This window comes from Allobosea sp. R86505, from assembly GCF_042466375.1.
In the GTDB taxonomy this organism is placed as follows: Bacteria; Pseudomonadota; Alphaproteobacteria; order Rhizobiales; family Beijerinckiaceae; genus Allobosea.
The window spans coordinates 3779753-3799625 of sequence record NZ_JAXHPY010000001.1 but is presented as its reverse complement, the minus strand read 5'-3'; the positions used below and the strand labels follow the sequence as shown (position 1 = coordinate 3799625).

The following is a 19873-nucleotide window of genomic DNA, read 5'->3' as shown; positions in this document are numbered from 1 at the left end:
TCGGGGCCGCGTACTTTGATGCTCCCATCCTCAGCGCTGGGCGAGCGGCCCGAGCCCGGCCCGGCTGCTGCGCGGCGTCGCCAGCAGCAGATGGGTTTCGGACGCCGCGATGCCGGCGATCAGGCGCAGCCGCGTCAGCACCCCGTCGAGGGCGGTCAGGCTGTCGGTGCCGAGTTCCGCGACGAGGTCCCATTTGCCGCTCGTCGTGTGGATCGCCGTGACCTCGGCGAAGCCCGTCAGCGCCGCGACCACGCGGTCCTTGGCGCGCCCCTCGACCTCGATCAGGGTGATGCCACGCACGGGGGCCGAGACCGCGTCGGCCCGCAGGATCACCGTGTAGCCGACGATCTCGCCGGCCTGCTCGAGGCGCTCGATGCGCGCCCTGACCGTGGCACGCGACACGCCCAGTTCGAGCGCGAGATCCGACACCCCGCGACGTCCGTTCCGGCGCAGCAGCGTGATCAGGCGCTGGTCGAGCTCGTCCATCGGGCGACTGTCCATTATGAGCAGTTCTCCTTTCCATAACGGAAATCCGGCTGGTCATCCATGCCAATCTGGCGGGTTCATCCCGCCATCGCCGCGCCCTAACCTCGCTGCAGGGAGGCGATCGCGCATGAGACAGACAACCTGCATTCTGCTGGGCGCTCCGGTCCAGGACGGCACCGGGCGGCTCGGCTGCGACATGGGGCCCAGCGCCTTCCGCGCCGCCGGCATCGGGCCGGCACTGCAGTCGCTCGGCCACACGGTGATCGACCGCGGCAACCTCGTCCCGGCACCGCGACGCGACCTGACCCACGCCAACCCCGCGCTGCACGGCCTGCCCGAGATCGTGGCCTGGACCGAGGCTCTGTCGCAGACCGTCTACGAGACCGGCGCCCAGGGCCTGACCATCGTGCTGGGCGGCGATCACAGCCTGGCGGCCGGCACGCTGGCCGGCCATGCCCGCCGCGCCAGCGAGGACGGCCGCAAGCTCTTCGTGCTCTGGCTCGACGCCCATCCGGATCTCCACACGCTGGAGACGACGGAGAGCGGCCATCTCCATGGCGTGCCGATGGGCTACGCGCTGGGTCTCCCCGGTTTCGCCGGGACATTTCCGCCGCTGGCGGCTGTGCTCGATCCCTCGCGGGTCTGCATGATGGGGCTGCGTAGCGTCGATGCGGCGGAGCGGCGGGTGCTGGCCGGCAGCGGCGTGCATGTGCACGACATGCGCGCGATCGACGAGAACGGCGTCGGCGTGCTGCTGCGGCGCTTCCTCGACATTGTCGAGGCGCAGGACGGCATCCTGCATGTCAGCCTCGACGTCGATTTCCTCGATCCCGATATCGCGCCGGGCGTCGGCACCACCGTCCCGGGCGGAGCCACCTTCCGCGAGGCGCATCTGATCATGGAGATGCTCCATGACAGCGGCCGAGTCGCCAGCCTCGACCTCGTCGAGCTCAACCCCTTCCTCGACGATCGCGGCCGCACGGCCCGGCTGATGGTGGATCTCACCGCGAGCCTGATGGGCCGCAGCGTGCTGGATCGCCCGACGCGGAGCTACTGAGCATGGATCGCAAGCTCAATCTCGTGCGCTTCGTCAGCGTCGACCGAATGATGCGAATCATCGGCCGGCACGGGATCGAGCGCGTGCTGACCGACCTCGCCGCCTGCATCGAGGCCGATTTCCGGCGCTGGGAGGCCTTCGACAAGACCGCGCGTGTCGCCTCGCACAGCCATGACGGCGTCATCGAGCTGATGCCGACCAGCGACGGGCGGCACTACGCCTTCAAATACGTCAACGGCCATCCGCGCAACACGCGCGACGGCCGCCAGACCGTCACCGCCTTCGGCGTCTGGGCCGATGTCGCGACCGGCTATCCGCTGCTCTTGAGCGAGATGACGATCCTGACCGCGCTGCGCACGGCAGCGACCTCGGCGATGGCGGCCAGGCATCTGGCGCCGCGCGGGGCGTGCACCATGGCGCTGATCGGCAATGGCGCGCAGTCGGAGTTCCAGGCGCTCGCCTTCAGGGCGGTGCTCGGCGTCGATCGCCTGCGGCTCTACGACACCGATCCGGCCGCGAGCGTGCGCTGCGCGCACAACCTCGCGGGCTTCGGCTTCGACATCGCGATCTGCGCCTCGCCGGACGAGGCGGTGCTGGGCGCGCAGATCGTGACCACCGCGACCGCCGACAAGGCCAACGCCACCATCCTGACCGACAACATGGTCGGCGCCGGCATCCACATCAACGCCGTCGGCGGCGACTGCCCGGGCAAGACCGAGCTCCATGCCGACATCCTCCGGCGCAGCGACATCTTCGTGGAGTATCCGCCGCAGACGCGCATCGAGGGCGAAATCCAGCAACTCGCCGCCGACCATCCCGTGACGGAACTCTGGCGCGTGGTCACGGGGCAGGCCGAAGGCCGGCGCGAGGCGCGGCAGATCACGCTGTTCGACTCGGTGGGGTTCGCGATCGAGGATTTCTCGGCCCTGCGCTGGCTCGCCGGGGAGGCCGCCCGCACGGGCGAATACGATGAACTCGACCTGCTCGCCGATCCCGACGAGCCGCGCGACCTGTTCGGCATGCTGCTGCGCGCCGGGGCGAGCCCCGCCGTGCATTGAGCGGTGGTCACGATCGTAAGGCGTCAGCCGCCGCGGAAGACCGGCTCATGCGAGAGGCTGTCCTGGCTGACGGGCGCGAGACAGCCCGTCACCAGTCGACGAGGACCGGCCTCGGCACGGTGTATTTGACGACCAGCAATCTCAGCATCTCGACGATGTCGCCATCGCTGCAAGCCACGATCAGCAGCCAGATGTCGCCCGCGACTCGGAGCAGCAGCTCTTCGAGCTGCTCATACGCCAGATCGGAAAAATCGAAGCCGATCCGGGTCGGGCTGGCGCGATTGACCACCTGATACGCGCTCAGGCGCTCGATGATGGTGCTGAGCGTCTCCTTCGTCTCCGGCTGCCGCGCCAGTTGCCTGGCGAGGATGGCGCCTTCGGCCGCCAGCGACAGAATCCGTCCGATCATGATGTGCCTGTCCAGCACGCTCATGGATTTGAGGCTGCCGCTGAACCTGGGGGTGAAGGACGCCCTCCGCGACGATGTGACGCTGGCTCCGAAGCAGGCAGCGCAAGGTTTCGCCGGCGGCAGAGGCATGAAATACTCGAGATCACAGGCGACGCCGCTGCACCACACCCTCTGCGAGCTGATCTCGACGGCGATGATTCGACCTGTCGCAGAGCGCACCTCGGCGGGCTCCGCATCGAAATAGCCGTTGGTCTCGAGCATCCATTGGCGCCGGTCGCGCTCCGGGCTGCCGAGGGCAGAGCCGGCAGCCAGCAGCTCCTTGTTCTCGATTTCCGGCCAGACCCGCTCGATCAGCCGCAGATAACCGGCATTGGCGGCGAGATAGTGGGATCCGGTCAGCCCGGCGGTCGAGAGGCAGGCGGGCGTCTCGGCAAGCTGTACGAGATCGGCGGTGAGCGTGCGGGTCGAAACCATGCGGGCGTCCATGAGTGCGCGATCGGCGCGATCGGGGATTGAATATTCTCGATTCGGGCTAACTGCAGCAATTTTGTTTCCTGGTCTCGGCGTATCGCTCCGTTGCGTGGATGGTCCGTTAACCCGATGCCGGAAAGCGCGCCGCGTGAGACGTCCGACAGGAAATAAGTGGCTCGTCGCCTGTGCGCGCGGCCCGCTGCCCTGCGTCTACCGGTGATCCGCCGACCGCCGCGCCGGCCAGAGCAACCTCCAGGCGCGCAGATCGAGGACGACCTTGGCGGACGCCAGCACCACGAGCAGGCAAAACGCCGCCTTCGACAGCGGCTCCATGGTCCCGTCGACCAGCCAGGCATGAACGACGCTGCCGACCACGATCACGACCGCGAGCGTCGTGTGACCGATGCGCCAGATCCTCGGTGGCATGCGAAAGCGAGTCCGCCACGCCGCGAGGGCGGCCGTGGCGAAGGCGGCCCACATCGCGACGACGCCCCAGGCCGAGAAGGGCGTGGGGGACGCGAACAGCAGGGCGTCGATCACGTCCGGGGCGCTCGTCAGCCACAGCCCCGCGACATGGAGGAGGATCAGCGCGACGAGAGCGGCGCCGAGCCAGACGTGAACGTGCCGGCCGCGCCGGGCCCGCAGTGCCGGCAGATAGCCGCCGGCCAGCAGCGGTTGCACGAGCAGCAGTGCCAGCGCCAGCACCCCCGCGAAGCTCGAGGCGACATAGATGCCGTCGCGCCACGCGAGCAGCGGGCTCCCGGCCGCGAGAGCGATCGGAATCGCCACCGCAACGGCGAGGGCGACCCAGATCAGAACGCTCCGAACTGACGGCAAGCCGCTCAGGCCGGCTGGAGCACGAAATGGGCGCTGAGGCTGGTGTCGCGCGACCGGGCCATCACGGGCCGCAGGAAGACCGTCTTGAAGCCGTCGCCCTCATAGGCGAGGTGGCCATGCGCCTGCCCGAAGGCCGGGATGATCTGGGGCATCTCCAGCCGGAAGGTTCCATCCGCCCCGGTGAGCGTGGCGCCATGGCTGTGGCGGTCGTTCTCGCGCCCTTCCGTGGTGTGGGCCCAGATCTGGATCCGCACTCCGGGCAGCGGCGCGCCGTCGCCCGCACGACGCACAGTCCCCGTCATCCAGAACCCGCCACCGCCGATGCGGCTGACGATGGGCGCGCCGGGGATGTAGTTGTTCGCGCCGCCCGGCATCGTCGGCGTCGGGGCGAGGCCCTGCGCCCGGGCGGGCAGCACCAGACCGGGCGCTCCCGTCAGGAGCGCCGCGCCGGCGAGCGCGGAGCCATGAGCGAGAAAAGCGCGGCGGGTCGATCGATCATGGCTCAACGCGGCGTCTCCATGGTTGGTGACAATCGAGAGGCGGCGGGGCCGCGCCGCGGGAAGACACGGGGCTTCCCGGACGCGCACCCTGCCGGCACACCCGCCCCATAAAGGTGGCGGCCGGCGGACAGGCAAGGGGCGCTCGGGCCCAAACGACGCCCGGCTTGCGACAGCCTCGCGCGAGGAGGCGTCATTCTCGGCTTGATTTCAGTAGCTTGCGTCGCCTCTATTCCGATTGGTCGTGTGGGTCGCTCGTCTTCACAAATTCGAGCGACCCGCGGCAGACCCGTTGAGGCCTCTGTCACAGCGATCGGCGCAATCGTCTCCAGGGCGGCACAGGTCCCACCTCAACATGCCGCCGAGGCCGCTCATGCCTCTGGGATCAGATCCTGTCTTGAGTCGCTGCAAGCTGCGACTTCCTGAAAATGCCTGTTGCCGCACGACCGAGGACGATCGGGCCGTCGTGCCCGTCGAAGAACAGCCGTGTCTCGCCTCTGTCGATGTGCTGGACTTCGGTCAGCCGCTGGCCGTTCACGACGAGCGAACGGCCCAGCTTGAGGAAGGGCGGATGCGGCAGCGACTTGTCGAGTTGGCCGAGTGATTGCTTGACCAGCATCGGCGTCGCATGGGCCGGGACGATGCGCGTGTAATCTCGCTCGGCTACGAGCGCCACGAGCGCCGCAGGCCGCAGCAACAGGGCGCGCTGTCGGGATCTGACGCGCAACACCGCATTCTCGACCGCGCCCGGCCCGTTGGGCGAGCCGAGTGCGGGCGGAAGCCGCGCCAGCGCCGCCGAGAGGCGCTCCGGCCTGACGGGCTTGAGGAGATAATCCGTGGCCTGCACCGCAAACGCCTCGACAGCGTAGTCGGCATGGGCGGTCACGAAGATGATCGCGGGCGGTCGCTCCAGGGTCCGGACGAGGTTGAGGCCGGTGGCATCCGCCATCTCGATGTCGAGGAAGATGACGTCGGGCCGCGCGGCGTCGATCAGGGCGCGTGCCTGCGATGCCGATCCGGCCTCGCCGACGATCCTGACATCGGGATGGGCGGCCAGAAGCGTACGCAGGCCCTGGCGCGCCAGGGGTTCGTCATCGACCAGGATCACGTCAGGCATGGCAGCCCCGATAGCCGGAGTTCGGCGACGACAAGGTCGCCCGCTTGCACCAGCGTGAATTGATGCCCGTTCGGATAGTGCAGTTCGATCCGCCGAAGCAGCACGGCCAAACCGACGCCGGGCGTCCCCGCGACGCGCCAGTCCGGCCGCAAGGTGCCCGGGCTCGTGACACGCATCCTGATGTGCTCGCCGTCGATGACGACGCCGATCTCGATCAGCAGGGGTCTCCTGCCCGATCTCAGCCCATGCTTGATCGCATTCTCGACGAGCGGCTGCAGCAGGAAGCCGGGCGTCGATCGCGCCAGCGCAGGTGGCGCCGCCTCGATGCGGAAGTCGAGATCATCGCCGAAACGCGCCTTCTGCAGTTCGAGATAGGCGCGGATCGCCGCGACCTCGGCCGCGAGCGTCACCGGCTTGAGATCGCGGTGGTCGAGTGAATAGCGCAGGAAATCCGCCAGCTCGCGCACCATCTCGCTGGCCCGGTCGGGATGGACGGGAATTTCGGCATCGATGCCGTTGAGGGCGTTGAACAGGAAATGCGGATCGAGCTGGTGGCGCAGGTGCTGCAGTTCGCTGCGCAGCGCCTCGGTCTCGGCCGCCATGGCGCGCTGGCGGGCTGTCGCCGCCTCGATCTGGGCGGCCGCCCAGAGATGGGCGAGGCTCCAGCTCAGCAGGATGAAGGTGTAGTAGGAGAAGGGCAGCGCCCAGCTCTGGCCCGGGCTCCAGCTCGCCACCGCCCAGCCGCCCGTCGCCAGAACGAGCTTGGCGATCGCCGACTGGCACAACGCGCCGGCCATGCTGAGCAGTGCGACGAGCCCGACCGTGCCGGGCGTCAGCCTCGTGTCGAAGCCCAGCCGGCGAAAGACCAGCCTGAGGCCGATCGCGATCAGGCAGGCGAACGGCTCCAGCAGAATGGAGACGATCATGGCGCGGTCGACGCCGCCATAGAGCGGCGTGCGGATGAAGGTGCCGTAGATCGTCAGGATGCCCAGCGCGACGAGATCGGCCGACCAGTCGCCGGGATAGCGCCATCTGCCCGTCGCCGTCACTGCGGTTCCCCCATCCCTTCGTGACCCCGGCTGATGCGTGTGGGGTTCATTGCGGTCTCTCTAGCGCGGTCTCGGTGAGCCTGTCTGCGGAGCTCTGCCCGGTTCGTCGACAATCCTGCCCGGTTCGTCGAAATGACGTGGCGTCAGCCATGCCGCTGCCCTGAAGAAAGGCGGGCCGTGCGTTCCAGGACGATGCGCGGCCGGCGCGGGCGCTCGCCCGCAGGGTTGACGGTGGAGACCGCCTCGGAATGGCTATGAGACAGGTTTCGGGGCGCGGCATGCGCCAGGCCGGCAAGGCCCGCGCCGCGCTTTTCGGCAGTGTTTCGCTGATCGCGCTGGCCGTGACCGGCGGCGAGGCCGTGGCGCAGATCGTGGAGACCTGGAAGGCGGTGCCGGTCGACGGCGTTTACAGCAACGGCGGCAACTGGGTCAGTGGGACCGCGCCAGTGAACTCCCGGATCGCCGAGTTCGACGCCTCGAACCTCACAGCGATTGACATCACGGGGTCGATTTTCCCCTACGGTATCCGCGTCCGCAGCGGGGATTATGTGTTCGGAATCGGCAATGGTGTCGTGCTGGGCATCAGTGACGGCGGATTCGTCGTTCAAGGCGGGAGCGCAACCATCAATAATCGGGCTGGGGGAACGCTACAGCTCACTAGTGCTGGCGTCGTCCGAGGTGCAGTCGTCAACAACGATGCAGGAGCCATCATCTCTCTTGGAGGGGGCGCGTCTCTTGACAACACGGCCATCGCCAATGCCGGCCAGATATCTTTGTTCGGAGGCGCGAGCCTCGGCAACGCCACGCTCGCGACATCGGCAGGAGGATCGATCACGGTGACAGGCTTTGCCGCCGGCGGAACCGCAGCGCTCAGCTTCACCGGAAATGGCAAGCTCGACATCTCCGGCCTCGGCTCCGCAGCCTTCGCTGTCGGCTCGTTGGCGAGCGCGAGCGCGACCAGCGAGATCATTCTCGGCGCGAAGGGATTGTCGATCGGCGGCAGCAATGCCAGCACGACATTCGCCGGCGCGATCTCGGGCGCCGGCGGGTCTATCACCAAGACCGGAACAGGGATCCTGACCCTGACGGGCAGCAACAGCTACACCGGCGCGACCACAGTCAACGGCGGAACGCTGGTGGTCAATGGCGCCATCACGGCCTCGTCGGGGCTGACGGTCGCGGCGGGCGCGACCATCGGCGGCTCCGGGCAGTTGCCCTCGCTGACGGTCAACGGCACGCTCTCGCCCGGCAACTCACCGGGCACGCTCACCGTCAACGGCAATCTGACGCTGGGCGCGGGCTCGGTCTATGTCGCCGAGGTGCAGGGTGCGGTCGCCGACCGGATCAACGTGAGCGGGACGGCCGCGCTCGCCGGCACGCTGCGGATCGTCCCGCTCGGCGGCGCTTACCTGTTCAATACACCCTACACGCTGCTGTCGGCCCAGGGCGGGCGCAACGGTTCCTTCGGCACGGTTGATGCGACCGGCTCCTTCGGCGACGGCGTCACCACCGGCGTCGCCTATACCGCGACCGACGTGCAGTTGACCCTGACGCCAAAGCCGCTGGCACCGATCGTTGCCGATCCTGCGCCGATCGCCGCCGTGGCCGCGGCCCCTGTGTCCTTGGGTCTTGCCTCCGGCCAATCGACCAATGCCTATGCGGTGGCGCGCGGCATCGACCGGGCCGTGGCGGGTGGCGCCAGCCCGTCGGCGCTGTTTGCGATCTACAATCTGCCGGCGGCCGCCATCCCCGCTGCCGTGAACCAGCTCTCGGGCGAGGCCCACACCGCCGCTCCCGCCATGGCCAACAGCGCCACGGGGCAGTTCCTCCACACCATGCTCGATGGATCGGGCGCCGGCAGGCTCGCGGGCGCCTCGGGCGGCCCCGGCGGTGCGGCCGGCTTCACAGCCGACCTGCCATCGTGGCAGGACGGGCCGGGGCGGGCGCGCTTCGACCCGGCGCGCTTCTCGCTCTGGGGCGCGACATTCGGTTCGACCGGGCGCACTGACGGCGACGCGGTCGCGGGCTCGGCGAGCCGCAACCTCTCCGACGGTCATGTCGCGGTCGGAGCCGATGTCAGGCTCGGCTCCAACACGGTCGCGGGTCTCGCTGTCGCCGGCGGCCAGTCGCAGGCCTCGCTGTCGGGCGGGCTCGGCAAGGCGAGGGCCGATGTCTTCCAGGCCGGGCTTTACGGGCGCACCACGCTTGGCACGGTTAATCTCGCCGCCGCGCTCGGCTATGCCCGTCTCGATACCGACACCCATCGCGCGATTCCCGCGCTCGGCCGCACCGGTGTGGCCGCCTCTTATGTGACGCAGGCCTGGAGCGGCCGGATCGAGGCGAGCCTGCCGGTGATGAGCTGGAGCGGCATCACGCTCTCGCCGCTGGCCGCCTTCCAGCTGGTCCGGGCGAGCAGCCCGGCTGCCGTCGAGCGCGATGGGGCGGGCGCGGGTGCGGGCATGCTGATGCTGGCGCGGCGCTCCGACACCGCCAGCCGGAGCGAGCTCGGCCTGCAGCTCGATGGCCGTATGATGGCCGGCGCCACGCCCGTGACGGGCTTCGTCCGCGCCGCCTGGGCGGCCTACCACCAGCGCGACGCCGACCTCACCGCCTCGATCAACGGGCTGGCCGGCGCCAGCTTCAGCGTCACCGGCGCGAGGCCGGGCCGCAATACGGCCCTCGTCGCCGCTGGGGCCGATATCAAGCTCAGCTCCAGCATGAGCCTCGGCATGCGAGTTGACGCCGAAATCGCAGTGCACACGCGCCACATGGGCGGCACAGCCCAGTTGAGAGTCAGCTTCTGAGAGCGGCACCACCGATGAGCCAATAGCCGCCTGACCGCCGTCGGCAGGCGTCCTCAACCTCCGGGCTCAGAATGGCGTCCCGAGTCTCCGGGACCAAACATCCAGGGCGTCGTGCGACCGCGCTCGCGGGCGATCATGGCGGCCTCGACGAACCGGCGGAGCTGGCGCTGCGACCCGCCGCGCCAGTTGTCGGCGATCAGGTCACACGCGGTGCCGTCGAGCGGCTCGAACCAGGCCGCCGCCATGACCCGCTCGCATGCGACGTCGTTCATGACGATCGCCCGCAGCGCGTCGCGGTGCTCCGCCGCTGGCTGCGGCACGGAAACAGCCCGCATGCGGTCGCGCCGCGGGGCCGGCAGCGGATCGAGACGGTAGGCCGTTCCGCGAAGCGAGACATCGCCGAGATCGCATTCGACGGGGAGCGACGGATCGAGGCGCCAGCGTCTGGGCAGGCTGTGGGTCAGCAAAGACGGGCGGCGGCGGAAACGTCTCAAAGCCTCCTCGATGACGATCAGAACCGATCTCGCCCGTTGGCGGGCGACCAGTGGGCTGCTGGTTCTCAGCGAGCGCCGGACGTCCGTCTTCCCGAGGCTCGCGGCCAGGTCCACTGGAACCGCCTTGCGGATCCAGAAGACATGACTGCGCCTCGACAGACAGGCTCGGTCGAATCGATGCATACGAGAAACGCCCCCGTGCTGTGACGGGCGGCTGTGACAGAATCGTCTTCGGGAGAGACGAACCGCTTACGCAATATCAAGGACTTAGGAGTGGCGGAGACGGAGGGATTCGAACCCTCGATACCCTTGTGGGGTATGCTCATTTAGCAAACGAGTGCCTTCAGCCTCTCGGCCACGTCTCCGTTGGATGCTCTATGCCCGATGGCCGGCCGCTTTGACAAGCCGTCGCAGCGCGGTTTCGCGCAGCTTTTGCGGCGGTCGCTCGGCAGCGGGGTGGGGCGCCCCACTGCGGCAACCGGATCGTGACCGGAAAGCCGACGAAGCGACTGGACAGCCCCGCCGTCACTGGCTATACCGCGCCCACCAACAGGGATGCGGCTTTCGCATCCCCGGCGCCCAGATAGCTCAGTTGGTAGAGCATGCGACTGAAAATCGCAGTGTCGCTGGTTCGATTCCAGCTCTGGGCACCACTCCTTCTCCTTGAAATCGTTAGACGAATTCCGTTGCCCCGCGGACAATCCTTCTGGGGCAGTTTTCTTTGGGGGCACGCCGGGGACACGGTGCGCCTGGGTCGAGCCCCGACCGCGATAGCGACGGCGCGCGAGTGGGCCGCGGCGCTAGAAGGCGAACAACATAAGCCACGGGCGAATCGCGGGGTGATTCGACTTCAGCTGCGCCGAACGGCTAAACATTGAGGAATAACGGATACGGCCGGCAAAGGGGGGCGGGATTGAGAGCTGCGGTTGTATTGCTGATTTTGGGTTCTCCCAGCGCAGCGCTTTCTCAAGCACTGAATCGCCCCTAGATTCGTGGACGCCTTCTTCCCTAATTTTGAGGCAAGGAGGCCATGATGGGCAACGCCAGATTCAGCGACGAGTTCAAGCGCGACGCGGTGCGTCAGATGACCGAACGGGGCTATCCCGTTGCAGAGGTCTCGCAGCGATTGGGTGTCAGCCAGCATTCCCTCTACGAGTGGCGCAAGAAGTTTTCGAAGCCCGCCACGGGTTCTGGTGAGGATGATCAGGCGGCCGAGGTCCGGCGGTTGAAGCGTGAGCTAGCACGTGTCACCGAGGAGTGCGACATCTTAAAAAAAGCGGCCGCGTACTTCGCCAAGGATGCAAAGTGAAGTACTCGTTCGTAGCCGAGCATCGCCTGATCTTTTCGATCCGTGCCATGTGCCGCTGCCTCTCGGTCCAGCCAAGCGGATTCTATGCGTGGCTGAAGGCTCCGCTGAGCAGGCGAGCGCAGGAGGATGAGCGGCAAGCCAAACTGGTCAAAGATGCATGGGAAGTCAGCGGCAAGGTCTATGGCTATCGCAAGCTCCACGATGACCTGATGGACATAGGCGAGACCTGCTGCCGGAACCGGGTGGCCAGGCTTGCGCAGATTGCCGGCATTCGCGCGCAAATCGGCAACAAGAAGCGTCCCGGCAAGTATGGTGGCAAGCCCTCGCTGGCTGTCGACAACACCCTCGATCGCCAGTTCGATGTGGAGGCGCCGGACAAGGCGTGGGTCACGGATATCACCTATATCCGCACCCATGAGGGCTTTGCCTACCTGGCCGTCGTGCTCGATCTCTTCTCGCGCCGTGTCATGGGCTGGGCGATGCAAGGCCGGCAGACGACCAACGTGGTTCTGCAAGCCCTGCTGGCTGCTGTGTGGCGCCGGAAGCCGAAAAACCGCGTGCTGGTGCATTCAGATCAGGGGTCGCAGGGCGGATTCAACCGGTCGTCGCAACACCCAGAGATTGGAGGTTGTGACGATGGCGGGTCGACGAGCTTCGGAACGATGCACACGGCGGAAGTTGCGTTCGCCAGGACGACCACCTGCCTGGCAGCGTGAGCATTATTGCCGTTTCTGGCAGGCTATCGCGCGCGGACGTACGAGCGAGCAGGCGGCCGTCGACGCCGGCATTTCGACGCCGCTGGGGCCGCGCTGGTTTCGGAGTTCGGGAGGGATGCCGCCAACCCACCTTGCGCCTTCGGCGCCTGTGCCCACCGGAAGATCTCTGTCCTTCGGCGAGCGCGAGGAGATCGCGATCGAGCTTGCCAAGGGAACGGCGATCCGTGCGATTGCACGGAAGCTTGCGCGCTCGCCTAGCACTATCTCACGCGAAGTGCGCCGCAACGCCGCCACGCGCGGTGGCAACCTCGACTATCGCGCCATCGCGGCGCAATGGCATGCCGATCGCGCGGCACGACGACCCCGCCCGGGCAAGCTGGCCAGCAACCCTGCTCTACGCGCCTATGTCGAGCGGCGTCTCTCGGGTCAGGTCACGAACGTCGATGGTGCCGGCTTCGCGGGTCCCAAGGTGATATGGAAGAAGCGTCGCGCTGTGCTTCGGCAGAGCCGGCGCTGGTCAACCGCGTGGAGCCCCGAGCAGATCGCCCATCGACTTCGGATCGATTACCCGGAGGATCCCACCATGCGCATCAGCCACGAGGCGATCTACCAGTCCTTGTACATCCAGGGGCGCGGGGCGTTGCGCCGTGAGCTGACGGCTTGCTTGCGCTCGGGCCGAGCTCTGCGTGTTCCGCGTGAGCGGACCCGCGGCCGTGGAAAGTCCTTCGTGGGCGATGCCGTTATGATCAGCGAACGGCCGCCAGAGGTCGAAGACCGGGCGATCCCGGGACACTGGGAAGGTGATCTCATCCTGGGCCCGCACAGCTCGGCGATCGGTACTCTCGTCGAACGCAGCTCGCGCTTCACGATGTTGCTGCACCTGCCGCGCCAAAAGGGGTATCAGCGTGGACAGGGGGTCAAGAACGGCCCGCCAAGTGCGGGCCACGGTGCTGAAGCCGTACGCACGGCCATTGTCCAATCCATGAGCGAACTACCCAGGACGCTTCGTCAATCGCTCACCTGGGACCAGGGAGCCGAGATGGCTCAGCACGCTCGGCTCCGCATCGAGACTGGGCTGGAAATCTACTTTTGCGATCCGCAAAGTCCGTGGCAGCGCGGCTCTAACGAAAATACCAACGGCCTCTTGCGCCAATACTTCCCGAAGGGGACCGATCTCAGCCTGCACTCAACCGGCGAGCTGGCCGCCGTCGCTCACGCAATGAACACGCGGCCTCGCAAAACGCTGGGATGGAAAACACCGATCGAGGTGCTCGATAAGTTCCTCGCTCAGCAGTATGATGATCGTGTTGCGACGACCGGTTGAATCCGCCCAGTTCACCAGCATGGAATGGGCCTCGTTCCTGAAGCACCACAATCTTGAGCCATCGATGAGCCGACGCGGCAACTGCCATGACAACGCGGTAGCCGAGAGCTTCTTCAATCTGCTCAAGCGCGAACGCATCCGCCGGAAGGTCTATCGAACAAAGGCCGAGGCGCGCCAGGACGTGTTCGATTACATCGAGATGTTCTATAACCCTACCCGCAAGCACGCGCGGAACGGGATGCTGTCACCCGTCGAGTTCGAACGACAGCACAAAACGCTATCCGAGGGCGTCTAGAAAACTCGGAACGTTCATCCCGTGCAGAACCTGGCCCATAGTGCCTCCTTTCATTCGATGGAAAAGATCGCACCATCAAAATCCGGGATCAAACACCGAGGAGCGCTTGCCGATGCGGTCCAAGCCTATGAAGGCCAGCCCGATAATGCCTTGCAATGGACCTAAACAACGACCTCTCGCGTGGAATCGCGAATATGACGGCAATCTTAATTTGCGTTGTGCCGGTGATTGGGATGTATTTTTGCATCATCAGGCTGCGGTTGGGCGATGTTGTCCTCCCGGGTTCTGATCTGTTGCAGCTGCCTGGAGCCCGCACATGTTTAACCTGACGTCCCGCCTTTCCACTGTTTGTCTCGCCCGCCTGGCGGGAGCTATGGTCCTTGGCTTGGCTTTGACGGGCCCCACGCTCGCCCAGCAAGCCGCGGCTGCGCCAGCCGCGGCTGTGCACGCCCCGACCGCGCCTGCGGGAGCTAATGCCGAGGCCAAGAGCGGCACGATCCGCAGCGTCCTCGCCGATCTGGCGCTGGGCTACCAGCTCTATGGCATCGGCCAGGAGCGCAAGGATCCTCTGGTCGTGATCGCGGCAGCGCGCCTGATCGCATCGGTACCGCTGGCCGACCGCCAGCGCGAGAAGGTTGAGCGAGGCGGCACCGATTCAGCAGGAGCCGACAAGAAGCCGCTCGATCTTGCCGCAGTGCTGACCGGCGCGCGTACCCTCGCTGCGGGCGACAAGACCCTGCTCGCCATGATCGCCGATGTCGAGGCCACAGCCTCGCGCGGACGCGTCGGCGGTGTGGGCCGGACGAGCACCCGCGTTCGCGCCGGCGCCACGGACGTCTTCACCGAACGCTTTCGTGGTCGGGAATCGGCCGAAGTCTCCGTGTCTGGCGACGGCGACACCGATCTCGATCTTTATGTCTATGACGAGAACGGCAACCTTATTTGCAAGGACGACGACTATACCGACCAACTCTTCTGCCGGTGGAACCCGCGCTGGACCGGTTTTTTCCGCGTCGAAGTCGTCAACCGTGGCTCCGTCTACAACGCATACACACTCGTCACCAACTAAGACGGCCGACACGCCGCCGGCTCCGGCAAAGGCTCGAGCCGGCGGTTGTAGGTCCCAAATACGCATTTATCAGCGTAAGGAGCTCGGTCGTGACGCGCGTGCGCAACAGTATCGGCCTCGACCGTTCGCTTGCGAACCTAGCCGCAATGGCGACGGCGATGCTCTTGGCGACCGTGGCGCCGGATGGCGCCACGGCGCAGACGGCCGGGCCGCTCGGCACCGCACAGGCCGTGCCGCAAGCCGGCCCGGCTGCCATCGACGAACGGCTGACGGCAGCCGACATCGAAACGCTCAACGGTCAGGTGGAACAGCTTTATACCGCCCGCATGCTCGTTGAGGCCGAAGCTGTCGCCCGTCGCGCTCTTGTTGGAGCCGAACGCATTTACGGCAAAGGCCACATAGCAACTGTCACAAGTATCAACATTCTTGGAAAATCGCTAGGCGGACAGGGCCTGCTAGACGAGGCGGAGACTTTGCAACGACGCGGGCTCTCGATCCGTGAAAAGGCATTGCCAACTGATCATACCGACATTGCTCAATCGCTTAACGACCTCGCTATAACCCTTAATTCTCAGGTCCGCCTCAACGAAGCCGAAGCCCTGCACCTAAGGGCGCTCTCGATCCGCGAAAAATCTCGGCCTAACGGGCACCCCGACATTGCTGCGAGCCTCAATAATCTTGCCTCAGTGCTGGCCTCGCAAAACCGGCTTGTCGAGTCCGAAAATTTACTGCGGCGCGCGCTCACAATCCGCGAGAAAGCTTTGCCAGAAATTCAAATCGACGTCGCAATCAGCCTTAACGACCTGGCCGTGGTCCTGCATGCGCAGGAGCGGCTTCCTGAGGCCGAGGCGCTCAATCGCCGGGCGCTAGCGATCCGAGAAAAGGCACTACCAGCAGGCCACCCAGCTATCGCCACGAGTCTTGCTAATCTGAGTTTGGTGTTGGCTCGCTCCAATCGTTTAACTGAGGCCGAGGCCTTATTGGTGCAGGCTCTGTCAAAGTTCGAAAAATTACCAGCAAAAGATCCGCGCTTCTCTCAAGGGCTTGCTAGTCTCGCAGTACTGCGAGCACAGCTCGGGTGGCCCGACGATGCAGAGATTTTGCTGAGGCATGCGTTAAACATTCAGGAGCATATTTTACCCAAAAACCACCCCCTTATCGGCGAAACTCTGTACAACCTCAGCGCGCTCATGCTTGGATTTCAGCGGTTCAGCGAAGCCGATATATTGAATCGACGCGCACTGGATATCGCAATGAATTCGATGCCTGCGGACCATCGCCTTGTTGGCACGTTTCAGGCTAATTTGGCTGTCAGTGTAGCCTCGCGTGGACAATTTGTTGAAGCATTATCGCTTCTAGATGGGTCGGTAACAGTCTTTACAGCCTTTCGAAATCGGACTTCGGTCAATCCACACTATTGGAGGGCTAGTTTAGACTGGCGTATGGGGCTCTCCTCGGACTATTTGCGACGCGACGGGGTCTCCGCGACCGACCACGTCGCGGACGCCCGTCGTTCTGCCTTCCGTGATCTTCAGTGGGAGCGGTTGGGCGGGACTGGCGGCGCGATTGCGGCTGCTTCGGCGCGGTCTCAGGCGGCCGATCCGGAGGTGGGTCGGCTTGCGCGCGAGCGTGACCGGTTGCTGGGGGAGCTGAAGCGCTCCGACGACCGGTTCATTGCGGTTTCGTCCTCGACGACGTTGCCGCAGGACGAGCGCAGCCGGCGGATGGCGGAGCTGCGGACAGGGTCGGAGGCGCTGCGGCGAGCTCTGGAGGTGGCCGACGCCGAGATCGGCCAGCGTTTCCCGGCCTATGCCGAGCTGGCCGAGGGTCGGCCGCTTCCGGTCGAGGAGCTGCAGCCGCTGCTTGGCCCCGACGAGGTGCTGGTCTCGATCACGCCGTATGACGGCGGTGGCTTCGTCTTCGCCTATGGTCGCGAGGACGGACGGGTCGCGACGCTGCCGCAGGTCGGCGACGTTGCGGCTCTGGCGGCGCGGCTGCGCTGTTCGGCGGCGCTGCCGGACAGGACTTGCGCACCCGGCGGCCCGACGGCCCAGCCCGCGCCCGCAACCGCAGTCGCCATGGCCGCCGGCGCCGCGCCCGGCGCATCAGCCCCGGCTGGGGCGGGCGCCGTCCGCGGCCCCGAGGAGGAGGCCCTGGGCCGTCCTGATCTGGCGGCGGGCGGGGCGCCCTTCGACCTGGCGCTGGCGCATGATCTCTACACCCGCCTGTTCCCCGAGGAGATCCGGGCGTTCGTCAAGGGCAAGCGGCTTATCCTCGCCCCGGCCCCCGAGCTGCTGGCGCTGCCCTGGCACCTGCTGCTGACCGCGCCGCCGCCGGAGGGCTGGGACGCCCCCGGGACCGACCGCGTCGCGCTCTACAAGCAGGCGCCCTGGCTGTTCCAGTCCCACCCCGCCATCACCGTCCTGCCGACCATTGCCTCGCTGCGGGCGCTGCGCGGCAATGCCGTCGTACGCGCCCCGGCCGACCGCGCCTTCATCGGCCTCGGCGATCCCGTCATCGGCCGCACGCGAGCCGAGCGCGACGCAGCCCCGCTCGACTGCGCCCCCGCCGCCGCCGCGGCCGGGCCGGTCCAGGTCGCCGCCCTGCGCGCGCCTGGCAGCACCGAGAACGTCTTCGGCGACGCCCGCGGCGAGGACGGCTTCGTGCTCGCCAGCGTCGAGGCCGTGCGCGGGCAGCCGCGCCTGCCCGACAGCCGCTGCGAACTGATCCAGATCGCCGACACGATCGCCGCGCGCCAGGCGCAAGCCGAGCCGGGGCGGGACACTGCCTTCCCCGCCGTCCCCCGCCCGGCCCGGGCCGGCGTCGACATCCTGCTGGGACCCGATGCCAGCGAGACCCGGCTGAAGGCGCTCAACACCAGCGGTGAGCTTGCCCGCTACCGCATCCTCCACTTCGCCACCCATGGCCTCGTCAGCGGCGAACTCCAGCTCCCCGAACCCGCCCTTGTGCTATCCCCGCCGGCGAAGGCCTCGGTCCAGGATGACGGTCTGCTCACCGCCAGCGAGATCGCCACCCTCACGCTCGCCGCCGATTGGGTCGTGCTTTCTGCCTGCAACACTGCAGCCGGCGACGCAAAGGGCGCCGAAGCCTTCACAGGCCTGGCCAAGGCCTTCTTCTATGCAGGAGCCAAAAGCCTGCTGACCTCGTCCTGGCCAGTCTACTCCGACGCAGCCGTCGCCATCACAACGCTCGCATTCCAGAACCAGCACGACGGACGCGCCAAAGCCCTCAACCACGCCATGCGCGACACCCTCGCCGCAGCCAACTCCGAACACACCGCACACCCCGCTTACTGGGCTCCCTTCGCAATCGTCGGAGACGGAAGGTGAGGGCGTCGAACGTCGAATTTCTCGACGATCAAACAAAGAAGAGACGAATGCCAATTACCCAGCTTGAATCAGCCTTGATCTCCCGTCGCAGGGCGCTGCAGTGGATGACCGCGAGCGCCGCGCTAGCGGGGATGGACGGCGTCTATATGACCGCCATGGCACAGCCAATTGGTGGACTCGACGCGGCGTGCCGCCCAGTGAGGACCATCGTTCGCGCGGCGCGCGAAGCAGTGGTGAGCATTCTTGTACGGCAGCCAGCAAGACGGGATACTCCCGACGTTGAACCGGTAGTGGACGAAAGCCAGTTCGCGCCCAAGGCGAGCGGCTTTTTGATCCGTAGCGAAGGCATTCTGGTCACCAACAACCATGTCCTGGCGGCCGAGGGCGACATGCGCGTGCGCCTCGTCGATGGGCGTTTATTCGCGGTCAAAGTCATCGGTGCAGACCCTGTCACCGATCTGGCGGTCTTGCGGCTACATGGCGAAGGTCGCTTTCCAGAACTGATGCTATCAGCGACGCTCAGCGTCGAGCCTGGTGACGAAGTCTATGCGATCGGAGATCCATTCGGTTATCGCGCAACCGTGACACGCGGCATCGTGTCGAGCTTGGAGCAACGCTACTCAGATAGCGACTCGATCGGCTACATCCAGCACGATGCAGCTATCAATCCGGGGAGCTCGGGGGGCCCCATCATTGATGCATGCGGCCAAGTGGTCGGCATCAACACTGCGATCGCAGACGAATCCCATGCATTCGTCGGCATCGCATTGGCGATTCCGAGCCCTCTGATCACCACGGTCGTGTCAGAACTGCTGGAAGACGGACAGATCAATCGCGGCAGTCTGGGCGCTGGCTTTCAGCAGCTTAACACAGAACTGGCGCAAGGCCTGCAGGTATCACCTCCAATAGGGCTTATCGTATCTCGCATCAAGCCTGGCAGCGCCGCTGACCAAGGTGGGCTGGGGGTAGGAGACATCGTTCGGGCTATCAATGGCGCTCCGGCTACAAAGCTTCGCGACCTTGGTCGCCATCTGCTCCTTGCCCGTACTGGGACACGCCTAGACCTGTCGATCTTGCGCGGGGGGGTAGCCAGCGCCGTCACGATCATTCTCGGTCCAGCCGAATCGATTGCCGGGCACACTCGACCGGCTTCCTTCGCGCGCCCTAAATCTATCTCGGGTCAGCCCCAGCGAGGACAGCCTCTCGCTTTCGGGGCAGATTTTGTCGCTGACTCCCGATCAACGTCGGCATCAGAAGCGTCCGTCATACTCAGCCAAACAAGCGATACGGGTGCAGCTTATCGTGCCGGTTTGGCCCCCGGAGACGTTATTCATTCGGTAGGTGGACATCCGGTGACTTCACCAGAAGACTTGTTACGCCTTTGGCAAACGCTGCAGCTTCCCGCTCTAGCCATGCTCGTATCTCGCCCGCCTTATGCTGCCGAATTTGTTCTCGTGCCCCGTTTAGACGGGGAGGGGCGCCGCCAGAAGATTGGAAACCAGGCGACGACGCCGAGCATCGATTATTGACG

At 66.2% G+C, this 19873-nt stretch carries 14 protein-coding genes, 2 tRNA genes and 2 pseudogenes; 10 read left to right on the top strand and 8 right to left on the bottom strand.

Features of this window, described 5'->3' with window-relative positions; translation table 11 throughout:
- Window positions 1-30: 30 nt before the first annotated feature.
- Window positions 31-486, bottom strand: a complete 456-nt coding sequence (locus SJY11_RS18250) for an Lrp/AsnC family transcriptional regulator (RefSeq protein WP_376989367.1) — start codon at window positions 484-486, stop codon at window positions 31-33.
- A 127-nt stretch (window positions 487-613) separates the two neighbouring features.
- Between SJY11_RS18250 and rocF the strand changes: the two genes are divergently transcribed.
- Window positions 614-1543, top strand: coding sequence for an arginase (rocF, locus tag SJY11_RS18245; protein WP_267519200.1), 930 nt, complete (start codon window positions 614-616; stop codon window positions 1541-1543).
- Between the two features lie 2 nt (window positions 1544-1545).
- Complete coding sequence (locus tag SJY11_RS18240) at window positions 1546-2601, top strand: ornithine cyclodeaminase (RefSeq protein ID WP_376988166.1); 1056 nt, start codon at window positions 1546-1548, stop codon at window positions 2599-2601.
- A gap of 88 nt (window positions 2602-2689) precedes the next feature.
- On the opposite strand, the gene SJY11_RS18235 is transcribed toward SJY11_RS18240, so the two are convergent.
- The 5 genes from SJY11_RS18235 to SJY11_RS18215 all read right to left on the bottom strand — a co-directional run bounded on the left by SJY11_RS18235 (window position 2690) and on the right by SJY11_RS18215 (window position 6981).
- Entirely contained in the window at window positions 2690-3496 is an 807-nt protein-coding gene (locus tag SJY11_RS18235) for a hypothetical protein (protein ID WP_376988165.1), read from the bottom strand.
- Window positions 3497-3691: 195 nt separating this feature from the next.
- Window positions 3692-4318, bottom strand: coding sequence for a ferric reductase-like transmembrane domain-containing protein (locus tag SJY11_RS18230; protein ID WP_376988164.1), 627 nt, complete (start codon window positions 4316-4318; stop codon window positions 3692-3694).
- A 5-nt stretch (window positions 4319-4323) separates the two neighbouring features.
- Window positions 4324-4824 (bottom strand): peptidase associated/transthyretin-like domain-containing protein, encoded by a 501-nt coding sequence (locus SJY11_RS18225; protein ID WP_376988163.1) that lies wholly within the window; start codon window positions 4822-4824, stop codon window positions 4324-4326.
- Between the two features lie 376 nt (window positions 4825-5200).
- Complete coding sequence (locus SJY11_RS18220) at window positions 5201-5932, bottom strand: LytR/AlgR family response regulator transcription factor (protein ID WP_376988162.1); 732 nt, start codon at window positions 5930-5932, stop codon at window positions 5201-5203.
- A complete protein-coding gene (locus SJY11_RS18215) occupies window positions 5920-6981 on the bottom strand; it encodes a sensor histidine kinase (RefSeq protein ID WP_376988161.1) in 1062 nt (353 codons plus the stop codon). The genes SJY11_RS18220 and SJY11_RS18215 overlap by 13 nt, the downstream gene beginning before the upstream one ends.
- 254 nt (window positions 6982-7235) lie before the next feature.
- Here SJY11_RS18215 and SJY11_RS18210 point away from each other — a divergent pair, with 254 nt between their 5' ends.
- Window positions 7236-9785 carry an autotransporter outer membrane beta-barrel domain-containing protein gene (locus SJY11_RS18210; protein WP_376988160.1) on the top strand — a complete coding sequence of 850 codons (2550 nt, stop codon included), beginning with the start codon at window positions 7236-7238 and terminating at the stop codon, window positions 9783-9785.
- Window positions 9786-9838: 53 nt separating this feature from the next.
- Here SJY11_RS18210 and SJY11_RS18205 read toward each other — a convergent pair whose 3' ends face one another.
- Complete coding sequence (locus tag SJY11_RS18205; protein ID WP_376988159.1) at window positions 9839-10462, bottom strand: DUF6538 domain-containing protein; 624 nt, start codon at window positions 10460-10462, stop codon at window positions 9839-9841.
- Between the two features lie 91 nt (window positions 10463-10553).
- Window positions 10554-10644 (bottom strand) — tRNA-Ser (locus SJY11_RS18200).
- 212 nt (window positions 10645-10856) lie between these two features.
- On the opposite strand from SJY11_RS18200, the gene SJY11_RS18195 reads away from it, so the two are divergent.
- The 7 genes and pseudogenes from SJY11_RS18195 (at window position 10857) to SJY11_RS18165 (ending at window position 19871) form a co-directional block, all read left to right on the top strand.
- A tRNA-Phe gene (locus SJY11_RS18195) sits at window positions 10857-10932 on the top strand.
- Between the two features lie 380 nt (window positions 10933-11312).
- Window positions 11313-12175: pseudogene (locus SJY11_RS18190) on the top strand (IS3 family transposase); the annotation flags it as partial.
- A gap of 49 nt (window positions 12176-12224) precedes the next feature.
- A complete protein-coding gene (locus tag SJY11_RS18185; RefSeq protein WP_376988158.1) occupies window positions 12225-13628 on the top strand; it encodes an IS30 family transposase in 1404 nt (467 codons plus the stop codon).
- 4 nt (window positions 13629-13632) lie between these two features.
- Window positions 13633-13923, top strand: a pseudogene (locus SJY11_RS18180) (IS3 family transposase); the annotation flags it as partial.
- Window positions 13924-14239: 316 nt separating this feature from the next.
- Window positions 14240-14992, top strand: coding sequence for a hypothetical protein (locus SJY11_RS18175; RefSeq protein WP_376988157.1), 753 nt, complete (start codon window positions 14240-14242; stop codon window positions 14990-14992).
- Between the two features lie 89 nt (window positions 14993-15081).
- Window positions 15082-18342, top strand: coding sequence for a CHAT domain-containing tetratricopeptide repeat protein (locus SJY11_RS18170; RefSeq protein WP_376988156.1), 3261 nt, complete (start codon window positions 15082-15084; stop codon window positions 18340-18342).
- Window positions 18339-19871, top strand: coding sequence for a trypsin-like peptidase domain-containing protein (locus SJY11_RS18165; protein ID WP_376988155.1), 1533 nt, complete (start codon window positions 18339-18341; stop codon window positions 19869-19871). Before SJY11_RS18170 ends, SJY11_RS18165 begins: the two co-directional genes overlap by 4 nt.
- The last annotated feature ends 2 nt before the right edge of the window (window positions 19872-19873 follow it).